The sequence below is a fragment of the Streptomyces sp. PsTaAH-137 genome, assembly GCF_003259365.1.
Taxonomy (GTDB): Bacteria; Actinomycetota; Actinomycetes; order Streptomycetales; family Streptomycetaceae; genus Streptomyces.
In genome coordinates this window covers 89,562-110,090 of sequence record NZ_QLLY01000023.1, presented here as the reverse complement: position 1 = coordinate 110,090, position 20,529 = coordinate 89,562, and the positions used below count along the sequence as shown (strand labels likewise).

Annotated in this window: 21 protein-coding genes; 16 read left to right on the top strand and 5 right to left on the bottom strand. The window is 70.3% G+C overall.

Features of this window, described 5'->3' with window-relative positions; genetic code table 11:
- Window positions 1–75 precede the first annotated feature (75 nt).
- From K377_RS35940 to K377_RS35915, 6 genes are all read left to right on the top strand, one after another.
- A complete protein-coding gene (locus K377_RS35940; RefSeq protein ID WP_111667823.1) occupies window positions 76–1,074 on the top strand; it encodes a sugar ABC transporter substrate-binding protein in 999 nt (332 codons plus the stop codon).
- Window positions 1,075–1,223: 149 nt separating this feature from the next.
- Window positions 1,224–2,228: a sugar ABC transporter substrate-binding protein gene (locus K377_RS35935; RefSeq protein WP_111667822.1), complete on the top strand. Its 1,005-nt coding sequence runs from the start codon at window positions 1,224–1,226 to the stop codon at window positions 2,226–2,228.
- Entirely contained in the window at window positions 2,225–3,280 is a 1,056-nt protein-coding gene (locus tag K377_RS35930) for an ABC transporter permease (RefSeq protein ID WP_111667821.1), read from the top strand. Before K377_RS35935 ends, K377_RS35930 begins: the two co-directional genes overlap by 4 nt.
- Window positions 3,277–4,116 carry an ATP-binding cassette domain-containing protein gene (locus K377_RS35925; RefSeq protein WP_111667820.1) on the top strand — a complete coding sequence of 280 codons (840 nt, stop codon included), beginning with the start codon at window positions 3,277–3,279 and terminating at the stop codon, window positions 4,114–4,116. The genes K377_RS35930 and K377_RS35925 overlap by 4 nt, the downstream gene beginning before the upstream one ends.
- Window positions 4,117–4,625: 509 nt before the next feature.
- The gene (locus K377_RS35920) at window positions 4,626–5,777 is read left to right on the top strand and encodes an ROK family glucokinase (protein ID WP_111667819.1); all 1,152 of its coding nucleotides are present in this window, start codon (window positions 4,626–4,628) and stop codon (window positions 5,775–5,777) included.
- Between the two features lie 53 nt (window positions 5,778–5,830).
- Window positions 5,831–6,415 (top strand): sugar kinase, encoded by a 585-nt coding sequence (locus K377_RS35915; RefSeq protein WP_111667818.1) that lies wholly within the window; start codon window positions 5,831–5,833, stop codon window positions 6,413–6,415.
- Window positions 6,416–6,455: 40 nt separating this feature from the next.
- Here the strand turns inward: K377_RS35915 and K377_RS35910 are convergent, their stop codons facing one another.
- Together K377_RS35910 and msrA are read right to left on the bottom strand one after the other, a co-directional pair.
- Complete coding sequence (locus K377_RS35910; RefSeq protein WP_111667817.1) at window positions 6,456–6,899, bottom strand: DUF5709 domain-containing protein; 444 nt, start codon at window positions 6,897–6,899, stop codon at window positions 6,456–6,458.
- On the bottom strand, window positions 6,896–7,420 hold the full coding sequence (gene msrA, locus K377_RS35905; protein WP_111667816.1) for a peptide-methionine (S)-S-oxide reductase MsrA: 525 nt from the start codon (window positions 7,418–7,420) through the stop codon (window positions 6,896–6,898). The genes K377_RS35910 and msrA overlap by 4 nt, the downstream gene beginning before the upstream one ends.
- Window positions 7,421–7,695: 275 nt before the next feature.
- Here msrA and K377_RS35900 point away from each other — a divergent pair, with 275 nt between their 5' ends.
- The gene (locus K377_RS35900) at window positions 7,696–8,523 is read left to right on the top strand and encodes an alpha/beta fold hydrolase (protein WP_111667815.1); all 828 of its coding nucleotides are present in this window, start codon (window positions 7,696–7,698) and stop codon (window positions 8,521–8,523) included.
- Between the two features lie 46 nt (window positions 8,524–8,569).
- Here the strand turns inward: K377_RS35900 and K377_RS35895 are convergent, their stop codons facing one another.
- Window positions 8,570–9,880, bottom strand: a complete 1,311-nt coding sequence (locus tag K377_RS35895; protein WP_111667814.1) for an amidohydrolase family protein — start codon at window positions 9,878–9,880, stop codon at window positions 8,570–8,572.
- Between the two features lie 169 nt (window positions 9,881–10,049).
- Between K377_RS35895 and K377_RS35890 the strand changes: the two genes are divergently transcribed.
- From K377_RS35890 to K377_RS35875, 4 genes are all read left to right on the top strand, one after another.
- Window positions 10,050–11,513, top strand: a complete 1,464-nt coding sequence (locus K377_RS35890) for a catalase (protein WP_111667813.1) — start codon at window positions 10,050–10,052, stop codon at window positions 11,511–11,513.
- A gap of 47 nt (window positions 11,514–11,560) precedes the next feature.
- Complete coding sequence (locus K377_RS35885) at window positions 11,561–11,974, top strand: ankyrin repeat domain-containing protein (protein WP_111667812.1); 414 nt, start codon at window positions 11,561–11,563, stop codon at window positions 11,972–11,974.
- A 94-nt stretch (window positions 11,975–12,068) separates the two neighbouring features.
- Window positions 12,069–13,361, top strand: a complete 1,293-nt coding sequence (gene pcaC, locus K377_RS35880; RefSeq protein WP_111667811.1) for a 4-carboxymuconolactone decarboxylase — start codon at window positions 12,069–12,071, stop codon at window positions 13,359–13,361.
- 71 nt (window positions 13,362–13,432) lie between these two features.
- The gene (locus tag K377_RS35875; RefSeq protein WP_111667810.1) at window positions 13,433–14,068 is read left to right on the top strand and encodes an MBL fold metallo-hydrolase; all 636 of its coding nucleotides are present in this window, start codon (window positions 13,433–13,435) and stop codon (window positions 14,066–14,068) included.
- A 19-nt stretch (window positions 14,069–14,087) separates the two neighbouring features.
- Here the strand turns inward: K377_RS35875 and K377_RS35870 are convergent, their stop codons facing one another.
- A complete protein-coding gene (locus K377_RS35870) occupies window positions 14,088–14,675 on the bottom strand; it encodes an isochorismatase family protein (RefSeq protein ID WP_111667809.1) in 588 nt (195 codons plus the stop codon).
- 124 nt (window positions 14,676–14,799) lie between these two features.
- Between K377_RS35870 and K377_RS35865 the strand changes: the two genes are divergently transcribed.
- Window positions 14,800–15,579: an exodeoxyribonuclease III gene (locus tag K377_RS35865; RefSeq protein ID WP_111667808.1), complete on the top strand. Its 780-nt coding sequence runs from the start codon at window positions 14,800–14,802 to the stop codon at window positions 15,577–15,579.
- Between the two features lie 58 nt (window positions 15,580–15,637).
- Entirely contained in the window at window positions 15,638–16,327 is a 690-nt protein-coding gene (locus tag K377_RS35860) for a class I SAM-dependent methyltransferase (protein ID WP_111667807.1), read from the top strand.
- Between the two features lie 5 nt (window positions 16,328–16,332).
- On the opposite strand, the gene K377_RS35855 is transcribed toward K377_RS35860, so the two are convergent.
- Window positions 16,333–18,102, bottom strand: a complete 1,770-nt coding sequence (locus K377_RS35855; RefSeq protein WP_181512734.1) for an SGNH/GDSL hydrolase family protein — start codon at window positions 18,100–18,102, stop codon at window positions 16,333–16,335.
- 178 nt (window positions 18,103–18,280) lie between these two features.
- Between K377_RS35855 and K377_RS35850 the strand changes: the two genes are divergently transcribed.
- From K377_RS35850 to K377_RS35840, 3 genes are all read left to right on the top strand, one after another.
- The gene (locus tag K377_RS35850) at window positions 18,281–18,727 is read left to right on the top strand and encodes a DUF6278 family protein (protein ID WP_111667806.1); all 447 of its coding nucleotides are present in this window, start codon (window positions 18,281–18,283) and stop codon (window positions 18,725–18,727) included.
- Window positions 18,728–18,845: 118 nt separating this feature from the next.
- Window positions 18,846–19,589: an amino acid ABC transporter ATP-binding protein gene (locus K377_RS35845; protein ID WP_111667805.1), complete on the top strand. Its 744-nt coding sequence runs from the start codon at window positions 18,846–18,848 to the stop codon at window positions 19,587–19,589.
- Between the two features lie 19 nt (window positions 19,590–19,608).
- Window positions 19,609–20,520 (top strand): glutamate ABC transporter substrate-binding protein, encoded by a 912-nt coding sequence (locus tag K377_RS35840; protein WP_111667804.1) that lies wholly within the window; start codon window positions 19,609–19,611, stop codon window positions 20,518–20,520.
- Window positions 20,521–20,529 lie beyond the last annotated feature (9 nt).

Here is a 20,529-nt window from a genome sequence, read left to right as displayed (position 1 = left end):
CATTGACGCTGCGGTAGGAGCCCGCTACAAACACCTCCAGCCGCACCGGGCGGCCGGAGGAGAGGTGGCTCCACCATGCTCACGACGCGTACAGCCCGAACGGCCGCGGCCCTCGTCGCGGTGGTCGCCCTCGCCGCCGGATGCAGCGGCTCCGGCGGCAAGGAGTCCGAGGACGACGGGGGCGGCGGAGGCGGCGGGCAGGCCGTGGACACGCCCCGCCTCAAGATCGCGATGGTCACGCACTCCGGCGAGGGCGACACCTTCTGGGACATCGTGCGCAGCGGCGCCAAGGCCGCCGCCGAGAAGGACAACGTGACCTTCCTCTACTCCAACGACAAGGAGGCACAGGGCCAGGCGCAGCTGGTGCAGGCCGCGATCGACAAGAAGGTCGACGGCATCGTCGTCACCCTCGCCAAGCCGCAGGCCATGGAGTCGGTCCTCGCGAAGGCGAAGGCGGCCGGCATCCCGGTCGTCTCGATCAACTCGGGATCCGAGTACGCGGAGAAGTTCGGCGCGCTCGCCCACATCGGCCAGGAGGAGTCCGTGGCCGGCGAGGCCGTCGGCACCGAGCTGACCGAGCAGGGCCGCAAGAAGACCCTGTGCGTCATCCACGAGCAGGGCAACGTCTCCCTGGAGCAGCGCTGCGACGGCGTGAAGAAGACCTTCAAGGGCACCGTCGAGAACCTCAACGTCGACGGCACCAACGCCCCCGACTCCCAGGCCGCCATCGAGGCCAAGCTCCAGGCCGACCCGTCCATCGACGCGGTCGTGGCGCTCGGCGCCCCCGTCGCGGCCCTCACCGTGAAGGCCAAGGAGGGCGCGGGCAGCAAGGCCGAGATCGCCACCTTCGACCTGAACGCCGAGGTCGTCCGGCGGCTGAAGGCCAAGGAGGTCTCCTTCGCCGTCGACCAGCAGCCCTACCTCCAGGGGTACGAGGCCGTGGACCTGCTGTGGCTGCACAAGTACAACGCGAACGTCCTCGGCGGCGGCAAGCCGGTCCTCACCGGGCCCGCGCTCGTCACCGAGAAGGACGTGCCGAAACTGGAGAAGTACACCGCGCGCGGTACCCGGTGAATGGATGGATGATCCCCGTGACCCATACTTGTGCGTTTGGGACCGCAAAGAGGTCCCCATGGACCGGTAAACGGCCCTCTGGGATCGGCCGCCGACAGGCGCGCCCGGTCCCGGTGTACAACGCAGCAGACCAAGAAGGGCACGGCCTCGTGGCACGGTTTCGGACCTGGGTGAGCATCGCGGTTGCGGGGGCTCTCGGCCTCGCACTGACGGGATGCAGCAGCACGGGCGGCAAGCGGGCGGAAGACGCCAGGAAAGCCCAGCAGGCTCAGGGGAAGGCCGCGGTGAACACCCCCAGGTGGACCTTCTCCATGATCACCCATTCGGGCGACGGGGACACCTTCTGGGACATCGTCCAGAACGGCGCCAAGCAGGCGGCCGTCAAGGACAACATCAACTTCCTCTACTCGCACAACGACGAGGCCAACCAGCAGGCGCAGCTCGTGGACGCCGCGATCGACAAGAAGGTCGACGGCATCATCGTCACGCTGGCCAAGCCCGACGCCATGAAGGCGGCCGTGGCCCGCGCCGAGAAGGCCGGTATCCCGGTGATCACCGTGAACTCGGGCTCCGCGGAGTCCAAGAAGTTCGGCGCGCTCACCCACATCGGGCAGGACGAGACGATCGCGGGCGAGGCCGTCGGCGACGAGCTGAACAAGCGGGGCAGGAAGAAGGCCCTGTGCGTCCTGCACGAGCAGGGCAACGTCGGCCACGAGCAGCGCTGCGCGGGTGCGAAGTCGACCTTCGACGGCACGATGACGAACCTCTACGTCGACGGCACCAACATGCCCGACGTGCAGTCGTCCATCGAGGCCAAGCTCCAGGCCGACAAGTCGATCGACTCGGTCGTCACGCTCGGCGCACCGTTCGCCGCCACCGCCGTCAAGGCCAAGCAGGACGCGGGCAGCAAGGCCGAGGTCGACACCTTCGACCTGAACGAGAAGGTGGCCCAGGGCCTCCAGGACGACAGCCTCGGCTTCGCCGTCGACCAGCAGCCCTACCTCCAGGGCTACGAGGCCGTGGACCTGCTGTGGCTGTACAAGTACAACGCGAACGTCCTCGGCGGCGGCAAGCCGGTGCTCACGGGCCCGCAGATCGTGACCAAGGACATGGCCGCCAAGCTGGCGGAGTACGCGAAGAGGGGGACGCGATGAGCACAGCAGCTCCGGAGAAACACCCTGAGCCACAGCTCGACGAGCGGCTCCTGAAGACCTCGCCCTGGAAGAAGCTCCTCGGCCGCCCCGAGCTGGGCTCGATCGTCGGCGCGGTCGCCGTCTTCGTCTTCTTCGCGATCGCCGCGGACAGCTTCCTGCGGGCGACCAGCCTGGCGACCGTCCTCTACGCGGCCTCCGTGCTCGGCATCATGGCGGTGCCGGTCGCGCTGCTGATGATCGGCGGCGAGTTCGACCTGTCGGCCGGCGTGCTGGTCACGTCGTCGGCGCTGGTCTCGTCGATGTTCAGCTACCAGATGACGGCGAACACCTGGGTCGGCGTCGGCGTCTCGCTCCTGGTCACCCTCGCCATCGGTGCCTTCAACGGCATCATGCTGACCCGCACGAAACTGCCCAGCTTCATCATCACGCTGGGCACCTTCCTGATGCTGACCGGCATGAACCTGGGCTTCACCAAGCTGATCAGCGGCACCGTGTCGACCAAGTCCATCGCCGACATGCAGGGCTTCACCTCCGGCAAGGACGTCTTCGCCTCGACGTTCACCATCGGTGGCGTCGACTTCAAGATCACGATCCTCTGGTGGCTGCTTCTGGTCCTGGTCGCGACCTGGATCCTGCTCCGCACCCGCATCGGCAACTGGATCTTCGCGGTCGGCGGTGACCTGGACGCGGCCCGCGCGGTCGGCGTCCCGGTCAACAAGACCAAGATCGGCCTCTACATGGGCGTCGCCTTCGGCGCCTGGATCTCCGGGCAGCACCTGCTCTTCTCCTACGACGTGGTGCAGTCCGGCGAGGGCGTGGGCAACGAGCTGATCTACATCGTCGCGGCCGTCATCGGCGGCTGTCTGATCACCGGCGGCTACGGCTCCGCGGTCGGCGCGGCCATCGGCGCCCTGATCTTCGGCATGACCAGCAAGGGCATCGTGTTCGCCGAGTGGAACTCGGACTGGTTCAAGTTCTTCCTCGGGGCGATGCTGCTCCTCGCGACCCTCCTCAACCACTGGGTCCGCAAGCGCGCGGAGGCGAGCAAATGACCACTCCTGCCGAGACCACCCCGCTCGTAGAGCTGAACGGCGTCAGCAAGTACTACGGCAACATCCGGGCCCTGGAGGACGTCTCGCTCGTCGTGAACGCGGGGGAGATCTCCTGCGTCCTCGGTGACAACGGCGCCGGCAAGTCGACCCTCATCAAGATCATCGCGGGTCTGCACCAGCACGACGCGGGCACCTTCTCCCTCGACGGCGAGCCGACGAAGTTCGCCAACCCGCGCGAGGCCCTGGACCACGGCATCGCCACGGTCTACCAGGATCTGGCGGTCGTGCCGCTGATGCCGGTGTGGCGCAACTTCTTCCTCGGTTCGGAGCCGACGAAGGGCGTCGCCCCGTTCAAGCGCATGGACGTCGACCTGATGCGGCGCACCACGCACGAGGAGCTGGCGCGCATGGGCATCGACCTGCGCGACGTCGACCAGCCCATCGGGACGCTGTCCGGCGGCGAGCGCCAGTGCGTGGCGATCGCCCGTGCCGTGTACTTCGGCGCCAAGGTCCTCGTCCTCGACGAGCCGACCGCGGCGCTCGGGGTGAAGCAGTCCGGGGTCGTGCTCAAGTACGTGGCCGCGGCGCGGGACGCCGGGCTCGGCGTGGTCCTCATCACCCACAACCCGCACCACGCGTACCTGGTCGGTGACCGGTTCATCCTGCTCAAGCGGGGTGGCATGTTCGGCAGCCACACCCGCGACGAGATCACCCTCGACGAGCTGACCCGTCAGATGGCGGGCGGCAGCGAGCTGGATGACCTCCGCCATGAGCTGGAGCGCGCGCCTGTGCCGACCCATTTGGGCGGCCACTCGCCCGACGGCACCGAAAAGTAGGCCCCCGCTGGGCGCGGGCCCCTTTCGGGTCGTCGGTCGGCTGACGCCCGGTGGGGGCTGGTCGCGCAGTTCCCCGCGCCCCTGGGTCGTTTTTCGGGTGCGGCCCGGTGGCCGCTTCTCGCGCAGTTCCCCGCGCCCCTGAGATGCGCACTGCGTGCGCCATCTCATCAGACCCCCCGGTGGGAGGCGCGCGAAGCGCAGCCTCAAGGGGAGGCGGCGCGAAGCGCCTGCCTCAGGGGCGCGGGGAACGGCGCGAGAAGCGGCCACCGGCCGGTAGTCGAACGACGAGCTGACAGGGGCGCGGGGAACGGCGCGAGAAGCGGCCACCGGCCGGTAGTCGAACGACGAGCTGACAGGGGCGCGGGGAACTGCGCGAGAAGCCCCACCGGGGCGCGGGTGATCGACAAGCCCGACAGGGGCGCGGGGAACTGCGCGGTCGGTCGGCAGTGGGCCGCGACACCGCAAACCCGGCATGCGGCGGAGCCGGGCGGTGAGGCAGAATCGCCGCAATGAGCACCTACCGCGACCTCGCACACCGTGGCAGCGCACGAGCCACCGTCCTGCGGACGGTCGGCACCAGGGAACGCCGCTCGCACCTGACCGCCCCCCGCGTCCCCACCGTGGGCATCGACATCGGCGGCACCAAGGTGATGGCCGGTGTCGTCGACGCGGACGGCACCATCCTGGAGACGCTGCGCACGGAGACCCCGGACAAGTCGAAGAGCCCGAAGGTCGTCGAGGACACGATCTGCGAGCTGGTCCTGGACCTCTCCGACCGGCACGACGTGCACGCGGTGGGCATCGGCGCGGCGGGCTGGGTCGACGCGGACCGCAACCGCGTCCTGTTCGCCCCGCACCTGTCCTGGCGCAACGAACCCCTCCGCGACCGCCTCGCGGGCCGCCTCGCGGTGCCGGTGCTGGTCGACAACGACGCGAACACCGCCGCCTGGGCGGAATGGCGCTTCGGCGCGGGCCGCGGCGAGGACCACCTCGTCATGATCACCCTCGGCACCGGCATCGGCGGCGCGATCCTGGAGGACGGCCAGGTCAAGCGCGGCAAATTCGGCGTCGCCGGCGAGTTCGGCCACATGCAGGTCGTGCCCGGCGGCCACCGCTGCCCGTGCGGCAACCGCGGCTGCTGGGAGCAGTACAGCTCGGGAAACGCCCTGGTCAGGGAGGCCCGAGAGCTCGCGGCGGCGGACTCCCCGGTCGCGTACAACATCATCGAGCGGGTCAAGGGGCAGATCCCCGACATCACCGGGCCCCTCATCACCGAGCTGGCCCGCGAGGGCGACGCCATGTGCGTCGAGCTGCTCCAGGACATCGGCCAGTGGCTCGGCGTGGGCATCGCGAACCTCGCCGCGGCCCTCGACCCGTCGTGCTTCGTGATCGGCGGCGGCGTGAGCGCCGCCGACGACCTGCTCATCGCCCCGGCCCGCGACGCCTTCAAGCGCCAGCTGACCGGCCGCGGCTACCGCCCCGAGGCCCGGATCGCGCGCGCCCAGCTCGGCCCCGAGGCCGGTATGGTCGGCGCCGCGGACCTGGCCCGCCTGGTCGCCCGCCGGTTCCGCCGCGCCAAGCGCCGCCGCGTCGAGCGCTACGAACGGTACGAGCGCTACGCCCAGGCCCGCGACGCCGCGTCCGGCGCCGGGGACGAGTAGAGCGCGCGCACGCGGCCCGTTTGGAACGTGGAACAGTGACAGGAAAGCCAGCCATGACCGTGCCCCGCCAGCCTCCGTCCCCGTACGAGGAGACGTGCCCGCCGGAGGAGCCGCGCGGTCATGTGATCCGCCGCCGCGCCCTCACCCTGCTGATCATCGTGCTGCTCATCGGCATCCCCGCCGGATACCTGGTGATCTCCGCGAACCAGAGCCGCGACAGCGGCAAGGACAAGGAGGCGAAGTACTCGGCGACCGGCCTCACCATCGGCTGGCCGTCGAAGGTGCAGCGGCGGCTCTACGAGACGCCGATCCCGCACTACTCGCGCAACGTCGCCTACTACGAGACGAACAACTACAAGGTCAGCCGCCTGTACACACAGTTCCTCACCAGCAAGGGCGGCCTCGACACGTTCCTCAAGGAGGTCGACGACAGCTTCACCGTCGACGACCTGGAGAAGGGCGACATCACGATCGGCGCCCGCGACCGGAACGTCGCCGGGTGGGACTTCACCGGCCCCGGCCCCTGGTACGGCCTGATCCACAGCCAGAAGGACCCGATGCCGACGCAGAGCATCGTGGTGAACCTGTCGAACCCGGACCACCCGATGGTCTTCGTCGTCTCGACCACCGAGCCCTGACCCGGCCGGGCCGTCCGGATCCGCGGACGGCCCGTGACGCTCAGCCGTTCTCGTCGTCGACGATGTGCACGGCGGCCTCCTCGGCGGAGGCCCCGGCCCCGTCGATACCGGCGTCCTCCGCCGTCAGCGACTCCTCGGTGGCGCCGTCCAGATCCATCTCCTCGGCGACCAGCCGCCCCGACCGGGCGTCACCGACCTCGGAGTCGAGCAGTTCGCCGTCGGTGTCGCTGGAGTCGCCGAGCCCGTCGCCCGGGGGCGGCGCCACATCGGGCACCTCCTCAGCGAGCCGTTCGTCCAGGCTCTCCGGCTCCAGGCCGTTCTCGTAGTGGCCCTCGAAGCGCTCGGGCGGCGAGTACCCCTCGTCCAGCGGGTCCTCGACCCCCTCCAGGAGGGTGTCCGCCGCGTCCAGGAGACCTTCGTCGTCCTGCACCTCGGAGCCGTCCGGCTGGTAGACGTCGTCGGCGAAGGCGTCGTTCTCGCTCATGACGTGCTCCCCGCCTCGGCCCGCTTGGGCAGCTTCCAGTTCGGCCGCGGGAAGTGGCAGGTGTAGCCGTCGGGGTAGCGCTCCAGGTAGTCCTGGTGCTCCGGCTCGGCCTCCCAGAAGTCGCCCAGCGGCTCCACCTCGGTGACGACCTTGCCGGGCCACAGCCCGCTGGCGTCCACGTCCGCGATGGTGTCCAGGGCGACCCGGCGCTGCGCGTCGTCGGCGTAGTAGATCGCCGAGCGGTAGCTGCGCCCCAGGTCGTTGCCCTGGCGGTCCCTCGTGCTCGGGTCGTGGATCTGGAAGAAGAACTCCAGGAGATCCCGGTAGGTGGTCCGCGCCGGGTCGTAGACGATCTCGATCGCCTCGGCGTGGTCGCCGTGGTTGCGGTACGTGGCGTTCGGGGTGTCGCCGCCGGTGTAGCCGACGCGCGTCGAGAGCACCCCCGGAAGCTTCCGGATCAGGTCCTCCATCCCCCAGAAACAGCCACCCGCGAGTACTGCCTTGTCCGTCTCGCCCGGCATGCGAAGCTCCTTCTCAAAGGCCTGTGGAGCCGCCCCTTCGCGGCGCTCCACCCACTGTTGTCTGAACAGTACGACCGGCCCTTTTCATCCTCGCGGAGCCCCTGCCCGTCGCAACTCGGCGACGACGCGGCTCGCGTTGCGAGTTCGTCGCAGTCGTTCAGGATGGAGTGCGTTGGCCGCACGCGGATCGGCGGCGGCCGGACCCCCGGGGACGTGCGCTTCCGCCTCCCCGCCCGAGCAGCAGCTCGGCCTTCCTCCAACGACGGAGAACGATCATGCCCATCTGCACCACTCGCGACGGCGTGGACATCTTCTACAAGGACTGGGGCCAGGGTCGGCCCGTGGTGTTCATCCACGGCTGGCCGCTCAACGGCGACGCCTGGCAGGACCAGCTGAAGGCGGTCGCCGACGCCGGCTACCGGGGCATCGCCCACGACCGCCGGGGCCACGGCCGCTCCACCCCGGTGTGGGACGGCTACGACTGGGACACGTTCGCCGACGACCTCAACGACCTCATCACCGGTCTCGACCTGAACGACGTCACGCTCGTCGCGCACTCGATGGGCGGCGGCGAGCTGTCCCGCTACATCGGCCGCCACGGCACCTCCCGGATCCGCTCCGCCGTGCTGCTGTCGGCGATCCCGCCGCTGATGCTCCACGGCCCGGACAACCCCGAGGGCGTCCCGCAGAGCGTGTTCGACGACATCAAGGCCGGGATCATCAACGAGCGGTCCCAGTTCTGGAAGGACACCGCGGTCGGCTTCTTCAGCGCCAACCGCGAGGGCAACAAGGTCACCCAGGGCAACAAGGACGCCTTCTGGTACATGGCGATGCAGGAGACCATCCAGGGCGGTGTCGCGTGCGTGGACGCCTTCGCGGCCACCGACTTCACCGACGACCTCAAGAAGTTCGACGTGCCCACCCTCGTGGTGCACGGCGACGACGACCAGGTCGTCCCGATCGACGCCACCGGCCGCAAGTCCGCCGAGATCATCAAGGACGCGACGCTCAAGGTCTACGAGGGCGGCTCGCACGGCATCGCGCTCGTCCCGGGCGACAAGGAGAAGTTCAACAAGGACCTGCTGGAGTTCCTCAAGAAGTAGCCCCTCAAGAAGTCCCTCAAGGGGTAGCTCCTCAAGGAGTAGCTCCTCACGAGGCGGTGTCCTGGAGGCCGGGCAGTCCGCTTCCCGAGAGGACGCCCGCACGGTCGATCGCGATCCGGCCCTCCTTGAGGACGGCGTGGATCGAACGCGGGTCTCCCAGCGAGTCGATGTCGGACAGCGGGTTCGTGCCGATGACGACCAGGTCGGCGGCCTTACCGGCCTCCAGCGTGCCGGTGATGCCGTCGACCCCGCACAGCCGCGCGGCCTCCGCCGTGCCCGCGCTGATCGCCTGCAACGGCGTCATACCGGCGAACCGGACCAGCAGCCCCAGCTCCTTGAGGTTGTTGCCGTGGCTCGCCGTCAGCCCGCTGTCCGTGCCCAGCGCGATGCGCACCCCGGCCGCCGCGCTCGCGGCCACGGACTCCTGCGCCACGCGGTGCCAGTGCTCGGACTTCGCCCGCACGGCAGGCGGCACGCCCGGTGAGTCCACGTCGGTCAGCGTCTCCAGCAGGGTGGGGACCAGGAACTGGCCGCGCTCCACCATCTCCGCGCGCAGCTCGTCGTCGAGGGCGTAACCGTGCTCGACGCTCGTCACGCCCGAGCGGACCGCCGCCTCGATCCCGGGCCGCCCGATGGCGTGCGCGGCGACCGGAAGACCGCCGTACGCGTCCGCCTCCTCGCGCACCGCCCGCAGCATCTCCGGGCGCATCCCCAGCCAGTCCGGCTGATCGTGCGGCGAGGTGACACCGCCGCTGCTGGCCACCTTGACGCAGTCCGCACCGGCCGCCACCAGCTCGCGCACCCGCAGCCTGACCTCGTCGACCGAGTTCACCAGACCGCTCGGGCTGAGCGGCATGGCGACCGCCGCCGCGTACCCGTCCACCCCACTGGCGAGCGTGAAGTCCGCGTGCCCCGCGCGCTGGCTGAGCATCGACACCGCCACCCGCAGCCGCGGGCCGACGATCCTGCGCTCCTCCAGGGCCCGCCGGAACCCCGCGTCGAGCCCCATCAGGTCCCGCGCCGTGGTGACCCCGTTCTCCAGCGTCACCCGCAACCGGTCGAGGACCTTCAGCACCCGGTAGCTGGGCAGCTCGTTCACTCCGCTCAGCGGACTCCCGGCGCGCCCCGGCAGGGCGAAGTGCACATGGGTGTCGATGAACCCCGGGCACACAGTCCGCCCGCCCAGGTCGACCCGCCGCGCGTCGCGCACCTCGGTCGGCGCCGCGGCCAGGCTGCCCGCCCACGCCACCTTCCCGCCGTCCAGGAGCAGCGCCCCGTCCGGCTCAGGGGCCCCGCCGAGGCCGTCGATCAGCAGGGCGTTGCACAGCAGGACACCGCTCTTCTCACCCTCATGCATGCGTTCATGATCGATCGGGCCGGTCGCGGTGTCGCGCCGGACAAGGCCGAACCGGTCCCGCCGGCCGGTCCCGCCGACCGGGTGCGGCGCCGGTTTCGAAAACGCGACCGAAGGTCATCCATGCAGGTGCCCACGCGGACGCCCGCGTCGACACCCCCAGGAGCGAGCCTTGCCCGAGAACAATCAGAAGCCGCTGACCACGGTCGCGGGCGCACCGGTGCCCGACAACCAGAACTCCCTGACCGCCGGTGCGCGCGGTCCGATGCTCCTCCAGGACGTGTGGTTCCTGGAGAAGCTCGCGCACTTCGACCGTGAGGTGATCCCGGAGCGCCGGATGCACGCCAAGGGCTCGGGCGCCTTCGGCACGCTCACCATCACGCAGGACATCACGCGGTACACGTCCGCGAAGGTCTTCTCCGAGGTCGGCAAGAAGACGGAGATGTTCGCGCGGTTCTCGACGGTCGCGGGGGAGCGGGGAGCGGCCGATGCCGAGCGGGACATCCGCGGTTTCGCCCTGAAGTTCTACACGGACGAGGGCGTCTGGGATCTGGTCGGCAACAACACCCCGGTGTTCTTCTTCCGCGACGCGCTGAAGTTCCCGGATCTCAATCACGCGGTGAAGCGTGATCCGCGTACGAACCTGCGTGACGCGGAGAACAACTGGGACTTCTGGACGAACCTGCCCGAGGCGTTGCACCAGGTCACCATCGTGATGTCGGATCGCGGTATCCCGGCCTCGTACCGGCACATGCACGGGTTCGGGTCGCACACCTACAGCCTGGTCAACGCCGAGGGCGAGCGGTTCTGGGTGAAGTTCCACCACCGCACCCAGCAGGGCATCGAGAACCTCACCGACGCCGAGGCGGAGGCGCTGGTCGGCAAGGACCGTGAGTCGCACCAGCGGGACCTGTTCGACGCGATCGAGGGTGGTGACTTCCCGAAGTGGAAGCTGTTCATCCAGGTCATGCCGGAGGCGGACGCGGAGCACTACCGTTTCCACCCCTTCGACCTGACCAAGGTCTGGTCGAAGAAGGACTATCCGCTGATCGAGGTCGGCGAGTGGGAACTGAACCGCAACCCCGACAACTACTTCGCCGACGTCGAGCAGGCCGCGTTCAACCCGGCCAATGTGGTGCCCGGCATCGGGTTCTCCCCGGACAAGATGCTCCAGGGCCGGCTGTTCTCCTACGGTGACGCCCAGCGCTACCGCCTCGGCGTGAACCACCACCAGATCCCGGTCAACGCCCCGAAGAACCCGGCCAACTCCTTCCACCGCGACGGCCAGTTGCGCGTCGACGGCAACCAGGGCGCCACGCCGAGCATCGAGCCGAACGCGTACGGCCGCTGGCAGGAGCAGCCCGCCTACCGCGAGCCGCAGCAGGCCGTGGGTGCGGTCGCCGACCGGTTCGACTTCCGGGCGGACGACGACAACTACTTCGAGCAGCCCGGAAATCTGTTCCGCCTGATGACCCCGGAGCAGCAGCAGGCGCTCTTCGCGAACACGGCCCGCGCGATCGACGGCGCGTCCCCGCAGACCGTCGAGCGGCACATCGGCAACTGCACCCAGGCCGACCCCGCCTACGGCGAAGGCGTGCGCGCGGCGATCGAGGCGCTGGCCGCCGGCCGGCTCTGAACCGCCCGCGCCCGGACCGACGAGCTGACACGGATGAGCGGAGACCGATGAACAGCGCCGCACTGACACCGGAGCAGACGGCGCGCGTCGTCGACCTCGCCATGGACCTCGCACGCGCGGGGGACACCGAACAGCTCGTCGAGTTCCTGGCGCACGGCCTGCCGGCGGACGCGAAGGACCCGGCCGGCAACACCCTCGTGATGCTGGCCGCCTACCACGGCAACGCCGACACCGTCCGGGCCCTGCTGGCGCGCGGCGCCGACCCGGACCTGACCAACGTCCGCGGCCAGACCCCCCTCTCCGGCGCCCTGTTCAAGGGCGCGGACGAGGTGGTCACCGCGCTGCTGGAGGCCGGTGCGGACCTCGACACCGGCACCCCGACGGCCCGCGCCGCGGCCGGCGTGTTCGGCCGCACCCACCTCCTCGCCCGGCAGCACGAGGGCCGGCCGGACCACAAGTAAAGGATCTTCGCGAAGTCCTCACAACGTGGGACGGCTTGCGTGGGGACCCGACCCAGGCACGTGCGAATTTGTGTGATGTGAGAACGTCTTCGGCGTGAGTGAGACGCCGAAGAACACCCTGCAATACCGCTTCGACGGGCCGGAGGACGCGCCCGTCCTCATCTTGGGTCCCTCACTGGGCACGACGTGGCACATGTGGGACCGGCAGATCCCGGAGCTGGTCAAGCACTGGAGGGTGTTCCGGTTCGACCTGCCGGGACACGGCGGCGCCCCCGCCCGTCCGGCCGGTTCCGTCGGCGAGCTGGCCGAGCGGGTGCTGGCCACGCTCGACGAGGTGGGCGTGCAGCGGTTCGGGTACGCGGGCTGCTCGCTGGGCGGCGCGATCGGCGCGGAGCTGGCGCTGCGCCACCCCGAGCGCGTCGCGTCGCTCGGGCTGATAGCCGCCTCGCCCCGCTTCGGCACCGCCGACGAGTTCCGCCAGCGCGGCGTCATCGTGCGCAGCAACGGCCTCGACCCCATCGCCCGCACCTCGCCGGAGCGCTGGTTCACGGCCGGGTTCGCCGCCGCGCAGCCCGCCATCACCGACTGGGCCGTGCAGATGGTCCGCACCACCGACCCGGGTTGCTACATCGCCTGCTGCGAGGCCCTGGCCGCCTTCGACATCCGTACGGAACTGGGGGCGGTCGGCGTTCCGACGCTGGTGCTCGTCGGCTCGGACGACCAGGTCACCGGGCCCGCCGAGGCCCGTACGCTGGTCGCCGGCATACCGGACGCGCGGCTCGCCGTCGTCCCCGGCGCCTCCCACCTGGCCCCCGTCGAGCAGCCGGCCGCGGTGACCGATCTCCTCGTGCGGCACTTCACCTCCGCATGGCTGCCCGGCTTCGACACCGGCCAGCACGCCATCCAGGCCGCCCCGGCCAAGCCGGTCCTCGCGCCGTCGCCCCCGCCGGTCGCCCCGGTCGCCGAGATCACCGCGGCGATCCGGCAGCCCGAGGCCGCCGTCCGCCCCGATCCGCATGAGGTGGGGCTCAAAGTGCGCCGCGAGGTTCTCGGCGACGCCCACGTCGACCGGGCGCTGGCCTCCGCGGACGAGTTCTCCGGCGACTTCCAGGAGTTCATCACGCGCTACGCGTGGGGCGAGATCTGGAGCCGGCCCGGCCTCGACCGCCGGATGCGCTCGTCGGTGACGCTCACGGCCCTGGTCGCGGGCGGTCACCTCGACGAGCTGGCCTTCCACACCCGCGCCGCCCTCCGCAACGGCCTCACGGCCGCCGAGATCAAGGAGATCCTGCTCCAGGCGGCGGTCTACTGCGGCGTTCCGGCCGCGAACTCCGCCTTCAAGGTCGCCCAGCAGGTCATCAGGGAAGAGACCACCCCGCAGGAGTGACCGGCAGGCGGGTACCAGGAGCACCGGTGTCCGGTTGCCCGGCACCGGTGGGCCGGGAGCAGGATGGAACCATGAAGCTCACGAAGAAGACCCACGCCTGTGTCCGTCTGGAGAAGGACGGCCGCACCCTCGTCATCGACCCCGGCACCTTCACGGAGGAGGACGCGGCGATCGGTGCCGAGGCGATCCTGGTGACGCACGAGCACCCGGACCACTTCAACGAGGAGCGGCTGCGCGCGGGCCTGGAGGCCGATCCCGCCGCGGAGATCTGGACCCTGAAGTCGGTCGCGGAGAAGATTTCGGCGGCCTTCCCGGGCCGCGTCCACACGGTCGGCCACGGCGACACGTTCACGGCCGCCGGATTCGACGTCCAGGTCCACGGCGAACTGCACGCGGTCATCCACCCGGACATCCCGCGGATCACGAACGTCGGCTATCTGATCGACGGCGGCACCGTCTTCCACCCCGGCGACGCCCTCACCGTCCCCGACCAGCAGGTCGAGACGCTGATGCTGCCCGTCATGGCGCCCTGGAACAAGATCGCCGAGGTCATCGAGTACGTCCGCGAGGTCAAGCCCACGCGCGCGTACGACATTCATGACGCGCTGCTCACCGACCTCGCGCGCCCGATCTACGACAACCAGATCGGCGCGCTGGGCGGCACGGAACACCTGCGCCTGACGCCGGGCGACTCGGCGCAGGTGTGAGCCGCTGTCAGTTACTGCATCACTTGCCGAGGAGCGCGAGCACGTCGTCGGTCGAGCCCAGCTCGGCGATGCGCGGGAAGATCTTCCCGAAGCTGTGCGCGTGGGAATCGGCGTCCGTGTCGGTCGTCGCGTCGTCCACGACCAGCAGGTGGTAGCTCAGCTCGAACGCGGAGCGGGCGGTCGACTCGACGCCGATCGACGTGGAGATGCCGCAGAGCACGATCTGCGTGACCCCGCGCCGGCGCAGCTGGAGGTCCAGCTCGGTGCCGGTGAAGGCGCCCCAGTGCCGCTTGGTGATCACGATGTCGTCGCCGAGCGGCCCGAGCTCGTCGGGGAACTCGGAGAACGCGGCCGGCGGCGCCTGCGCCGGACCCGGCGTCACGGCCCGGCTGACCGGGAGGTCCCCGCCGTCCTGCGACCAGCCGACCTTCACCCGCACGACCGGCAGGTCCTTGGCGCGGAAGGCGTCGGCGAGCCGGACGGCGTTCTTCAGGACGTCACCGGAGGGGTGCACGGTCGGCAGGCCGAGGATGCCCTGCTGGAGGTCGATGAGGACGAGGGCGGGGCGCTCGTCGAGGGAGAGAGGGGTGGGGGTGCTGTCACTCATGTTCGGCAGGCTAACTGTCTAACAGGAAAACTTGCAAGATTACCTGTCTATATCGGACCTGTGCCGGACGGTCGCGCGCGGCCGTGCGGGCCCGTTGTCGTACCCGCCCGGTAGGTTGTGGGACATGCGCATCGCTACCTGGAACGTGAACTCGATCACCGCGCGCCTCCCGCGCCTGCTGGCCTGGCTGGAGAGCAGCGGCACGGACGTGCTGTGCATCCAGGAGACCAAATGCTCGGAGGAGCAGTTCCCCGCGGACGCGCTGCGCGAGCTGGGCTACGAGTCGGCGGTGAACGCGACAGGCCGGTGGAACGGCGTGGCGCTGCTCTCCCGCGTCGGCCTCGACGACGTGGTCAAGGGCCTGCCCGGCGACCCGGGCTACGACGGCGCCGAGGAGCCCCGCGCCGTCTCCGCGACCTGCGGCCCGGTCCGCGTCTGGTCGGTGTACGTGCCGAACGGCCGGGAGATCGACCACGCGCACTACGCGTACAAGCTCCAGTGGTTCGAGGCGCTGAAGGCGGCCGTCGCGGGCGACGCCGCGGGCAGCCGCCCCTTCGCCGTCCTGGGCGACTACAACGTGGCACCGACCGACGAGGACGTCTGGGACCTCGCCGCCTTCGACGGCCTCACCCATGTCACCGAGCCCGAGCGCGCCGCCCTCGCCTCGCTGCGCGAGACGGGCCTCACCGACGTCGTGCCGCGCCCGCTCAAGTACGACCGCCCCTTCACGTACTGGGACTACCGCGCCCTGGGCTTCCCGAAGAACCGCGGCATGCGCATCGACCTGGTCTACGGCAACGAGCCGTTCGCGAAGGCCGTCTCGGACGCGTACGTCGACCGCGAGGAGCGCAAGGGCAAGGGCGCCTCCGACCACGCGCCGGTCGTGGTGGACCTCGACGTCTGACCTGATCGGGTCGGTGGGCGGCGGGCGTTGTCAGTGGTCGGCGTTAGCGTCGCCGACCATGACGACCGACCGGACGACCCTCCAGACGACCTACTTGCAGTCGACCCAGCTCGCCTACGACACCGCCGCGGGCGCCTACGCCGAGATCATCCCCCCGCTGTTCGGCCGTGATCCGTACGGGGTCGCGATGTTCGGCGCCTTCGCCGAGCTCGTGCGGCCCCGCGGTGACCTGGGCCCGGTGGCCGACCTCGGCTGCGGGCCGGGCCACGCGACGGCCCATCTGCGGGACCTCGGACTGACCGCGTTCGGCGTCGACCTCTCGCCGAAGATGATCGCCGAGGCCCGCCGCGCCCACCCCGATCTGCGCTTCGAGGAGGGCTCGATGACGGACCTCGACCTCCCCGACGGCTCGCTGAGCGGCATCGTCTCCTGGTACTCGACGGTGCACACGCCGCCGGAGGTGCTGCCGGAGATCTTCGCGGAGTTCCACCGCGTCCTCGCCCCCGGCGGCCATGTCCTGGTCGGCTACAAGATCGGCGACCTGATCCGCCACCTCGACCACGCCTACGGCCACGACCTCTCGCTCGACGTCTACTGGCGCTCACCCGAGGAGGTCGAGGGGCACCTCGAAGCCGCCGGACTCGCCGTGCAGGCCCGCCTGGTGCGCGAGCCCGACGCCATGGAGCGCGCGACGCAGGGGCGGCAGGGCACCCTGGTGGCCCAGAAGCCGGCCCCCGCCGCCCCGTAGGCGCGCTACGGCACCAGCATCCGCAGGTCGACCGAGTCGGCCAGGGCCTTCAGGCCCGCGTCGCCCGGATGCAGATGGTCCCCGCTGTCGTAGGCGGGCAGCATCCGGGCGGGATGCGCCGGATCGCGCACCACGGCGTCGAAGTCGGCCAGCCCGTCGAAGGGCGAGTCCGGCCCGCGCAGATACGTGTTCACGGCGACCCGCTCGGCGTCGACGGCGGCCGGGCACAGCGCCTCGCCCTCGCACGGCGTGATCGTCGCCCCGAGCACCTTCAGCCCGCGCGCGTGCGCCCGCCGCACGATCTCCCGGAGCCCGGCCCCGACCTGCTCCGCCGTCGCGCCCCAGCGCACGTCGTTGATCCCCTGGAAGACCACGACGGTACGGGCCGACGTCTGGGCCAGCACGTCCCGGTCCAGCCGGTGCAGGGCGCTCACCCCGCCGGTGTCCGTGGAGATCCCGTCACCGGGGTACCGGTCGGTGACGACCTTGTTCGCCGAGATCCCCTGGTTCAGCACCCCGTAGCGCGGCACCTTCGACTGTCCGAGCAGCCGCGTGGCCAGCACGTCGGGCCACCGGTGGTTGGCGTCCTGCGTCGACTTCACACCGTCGGTGATGGAGTCGCCGAGCAGCACCACCGACCCCGGGCCGCCGCCCACGTCGACCCCCGTGAGCAGCGGCCAGTACGTGACCGTGGACGTGTAGGCCGCCCCGGCCGCCTCCGCCGCGTGGTCCCCGGGCCCGCTGACGTAACCGGTCTGGATGGCCTGGCTGTGCACAGGAGCCGAGGCCACCGGCTCCGGCAGATGGAAACTCACCAGGAGGTTCGTCGCGGCCGGTACGTCGAAGTCGACCGGATCGCTGAACACCTGCGCGCCGGCGGGGAGTCGGGTGCCGGACGCGCCCCGGAACCGCAGCGGCACCGGCGCGCCGCTCGCCTCGGCACCGGCTCCCTGCACCGCCACCGACGCGCTCCCGATCCGTACGGGCGTCGACGCGAAGGTGTTCTCCAGGCGGATCCGCATCCGCGGCCCGCCCGCGCTGGTGTGCACCACGAGCCGTACCGTGCGGTCGGCCCACGGGCCCACCACCGTGTACCCGGCGGGCGACGCCGACCAGGTCCCCGTCCACCCCCGTGGCTCCGCGCGCACGGACAGGGCGAACACATGAAGCGCGGCCCCTCCGGCCCGCGGCAGCTCCACGGACGCGACGGACCGCCCGGCCCGCAGCGGCACGCTCACCACGAACAGCCGTGTCTTTTCGGCCAGTTGGCCGTCCGGGGTGTTCCGGTGCGCCAGCGCGACGGCCTTCGTCGCGAGCGGGCCCGTCCGCCAGTCCGGCGCGGTCAGCGTGTACGAGGACCGCGAACCGTCCGCGTACCGCACGGCACCCGCACCCGACGCGTCCCCACCGGTCCCCGCGACCAGGAAGGCCAGCGCGTCACCGCGCCCGGTCACCCGCACCCGCTGCCCGTCCGCGACGACGTTGTCGAAAGCTTTCCCTACCGAGCGTGGCCAGGTCAGACGCGCGCCGTCAACTCCCAGTCCCCGGCCGGGAGTCCAGCCCGCCGCGTCGAGATCCCGCGCGGACAGTGAACCGCCCGCACCGTCGAAGTCCGCCTCGCTGGGCGCGGCGTCGTCGCTCACCGCCCGATTGTCGAAAAGCCGCTCCAGCGGGAGCGGCTCGGGTCCGTGCGGTGCGGCCTGCGCCGTCGTGACGGGGGTGAGACCCGCGCAGACGGCCAGCAGGACGGCTGTTCCCCAGGTGCGTCGGCGCACGGCCGGCTCCCTTCCGTCGGTGTGCGTGCCGTGACTGGTGCGCCATGAACGTAAGGATGCGTCAGGAACGCGTCAATGAGGTGCGGCCGAAGTGGCTGTGAACACCCCGCGAACGGCCGGTCACCTTGGCCCGCGCGCCTGTGGTGCGCCGACGGCGCCGAATGCGACGCTGGTCGGTATGAAGATCCCTTTCGTGGACCAGTGGCGCAAGAAGCACGGGAGCACCCCCATCGTCGTGTCCGGTCCGGGCGTCGAGGACAACTCCGGCGCCGAAGGAGTCGCCGAACTGCTGTCCGAGTGCGAGCTGTTGCGCGCCCAGGCGGAGGTCGCCGGGGTGGAACTCGACGACTCCGTCGCCTCGTTGGCCGCCCTCGACCAACTCGTGCCGCGCTGGCGGGAGGACGAGGACGTACTGCACTGGCTCGGCAATGACGCGGGCCTCTACCTGGGCACGATCATGGTCCGCCATGTGGCCGGTGCGGCCTGGGTGATCTGGCCCAACGGGCAGCCCGTGGTGCGTCTGACGTCCGGCCGGGAGATCGACGTGGTCGAGGCGGGACACGAGTGGGCCGAGAGCGGCGCGCCCGAGCTGTCGCAGTTCTACGCGGAGGCCGCCGAGTCCTGACCGTACCGCTGAGCAGCAAATACGGTTAATGCCCATACGAGCGTGTCGTCCATTAAGTCCCAAAACGGCGTGGGTAGTTTGCGCGGACCGACACAGCGATGAGTGGGCAGGGACTGCCATGGCCGTCGATCCGTTGATCGAGCTGCGTGACGTGAACAAGTACTACGGAGAGCTGCATGTCCTCCAGGACATCGAGCTCACCGTCGGCAAGGGGGAGGTGGTCGTGGTCATCGGCCCTTCGGGGTCGGGCAAGTCGACGCTCTGCCGGACGATCAACCGGCTGGAGACCATCGAATCGGGCACCATCAGACTCGACGGCCGGCCGCTGCCCGCCGAGGGCAAGGCGCTTGCGCAGCTCAGGGCCGAAGTGGGCATGGTCTTCCAGTCGTTCAACCTCTTCGCGCACAAGACGGTCCTCCAGAACGTGTCGCTGGCCCAGGTCAAGGTCAGGAAGCGGAAGAAGGACGAGGCCGACCAGCGCTCCCGTGAACTCCTCGACCGGGTCGGGCTCGCCGCGCACGCCGACAAGTTCCCCGCGCAGCTCTCCGGCGGCCAGCAGCAGCGCGTGGCCATCGCCCGCGCCCTCGCCATGGACCCCAAGGCCCTGCTCTTCGACGAGCCGACCTCGGCCCTCGACCCCGAGATGATCAACGAGGTCCTGGAGGTCATGCAGCAGCTCGCCCGCGAGGGCATGACGATGGTCGTGGTCACCCACGAGATGGGCTTCGCGCGCACCGCCGCCGACCGCGTCGTCTTCATGGCCGACGGCAGGATCGTCGAGGACCGCGCCCCCGAGGACTTCTTCACCCACCCGGAGAGCGAGCGCGCCCGCGACTTCCTCTCCAAGATCCTCAAGCACTGACGGGGGAGTGCAGCACCACATGTTTCCCAAGTCGCTCCGGCTGCTCGCCGCGCTCCTGGTGACGGCCTCGGCCGCCACCGCCTGCGGCAAGGACGGCAGCCCGCCCACCAAGGGCCCGTCGGCCGACGAACTCCCCAAGTACGGCATCGCCCAGGGGTTCTCGCTGCCCGACTCGAAGACGTGGAAGAAGGCGAAGAGCCGCGGCTACTTCGTGGTCGGCGCCAAGGAGGACCAGCCCTACCTCGGCGAGAAGAACCCCGCCAACGGCGTCTACTCCGGTTTCGACATCGAGATCGCCAAGATGATGTCGGCCTCGCTGGGCCTCGACCCGAAGCGGATCCGGTTCAAGACGATCGCCTCCGCCAACCGCGAGACCGCCCTGCAGAACGGGCAGATCGACTACTACGTCGGCACCTACACCATCAACGACAACCGCAAGAAGCTCGTCGGCTTCGCCGGGCCCTACTACATGGCCGGCCAGTCCCTCCTCGTCCGCACCGACGAGGACGACATCGACGGGCCCAAGGACCTCGCCGGCAAGCGCGTCTGCTCGGCCGCCGGTTCGACCCCGTACCAGCGCATCCAGGCCGACTACCCGAAGGCCGACCTCGTCGCGTACGACACGTACTCCATCTGCGTCGACAACCTGCTGACCTATCAGGTCGACGCGGTCACCACCGACGACGCGATCCTGCTCGGCTTCGCCGCCAAGGCGCCGGACGAGATGAAGATCGCCGGCAAGCCGTTCTCCGAGGAGCCGTACGGCATCGGCCTGCCCAAGAGCGACACCGCGCTCCGGTTCGCCATGGACGACGCCCTTGAGGCCCGCGAGAAGAACGGCGACTGGAAGAAGGCCTTCGAGGCCACGCTCGGCCTGTCCGGTGAGGCCGCGCCGAAGCCGCCGGCCATCGACCGCTACCCGGCGAACTGAGGAGGCGTC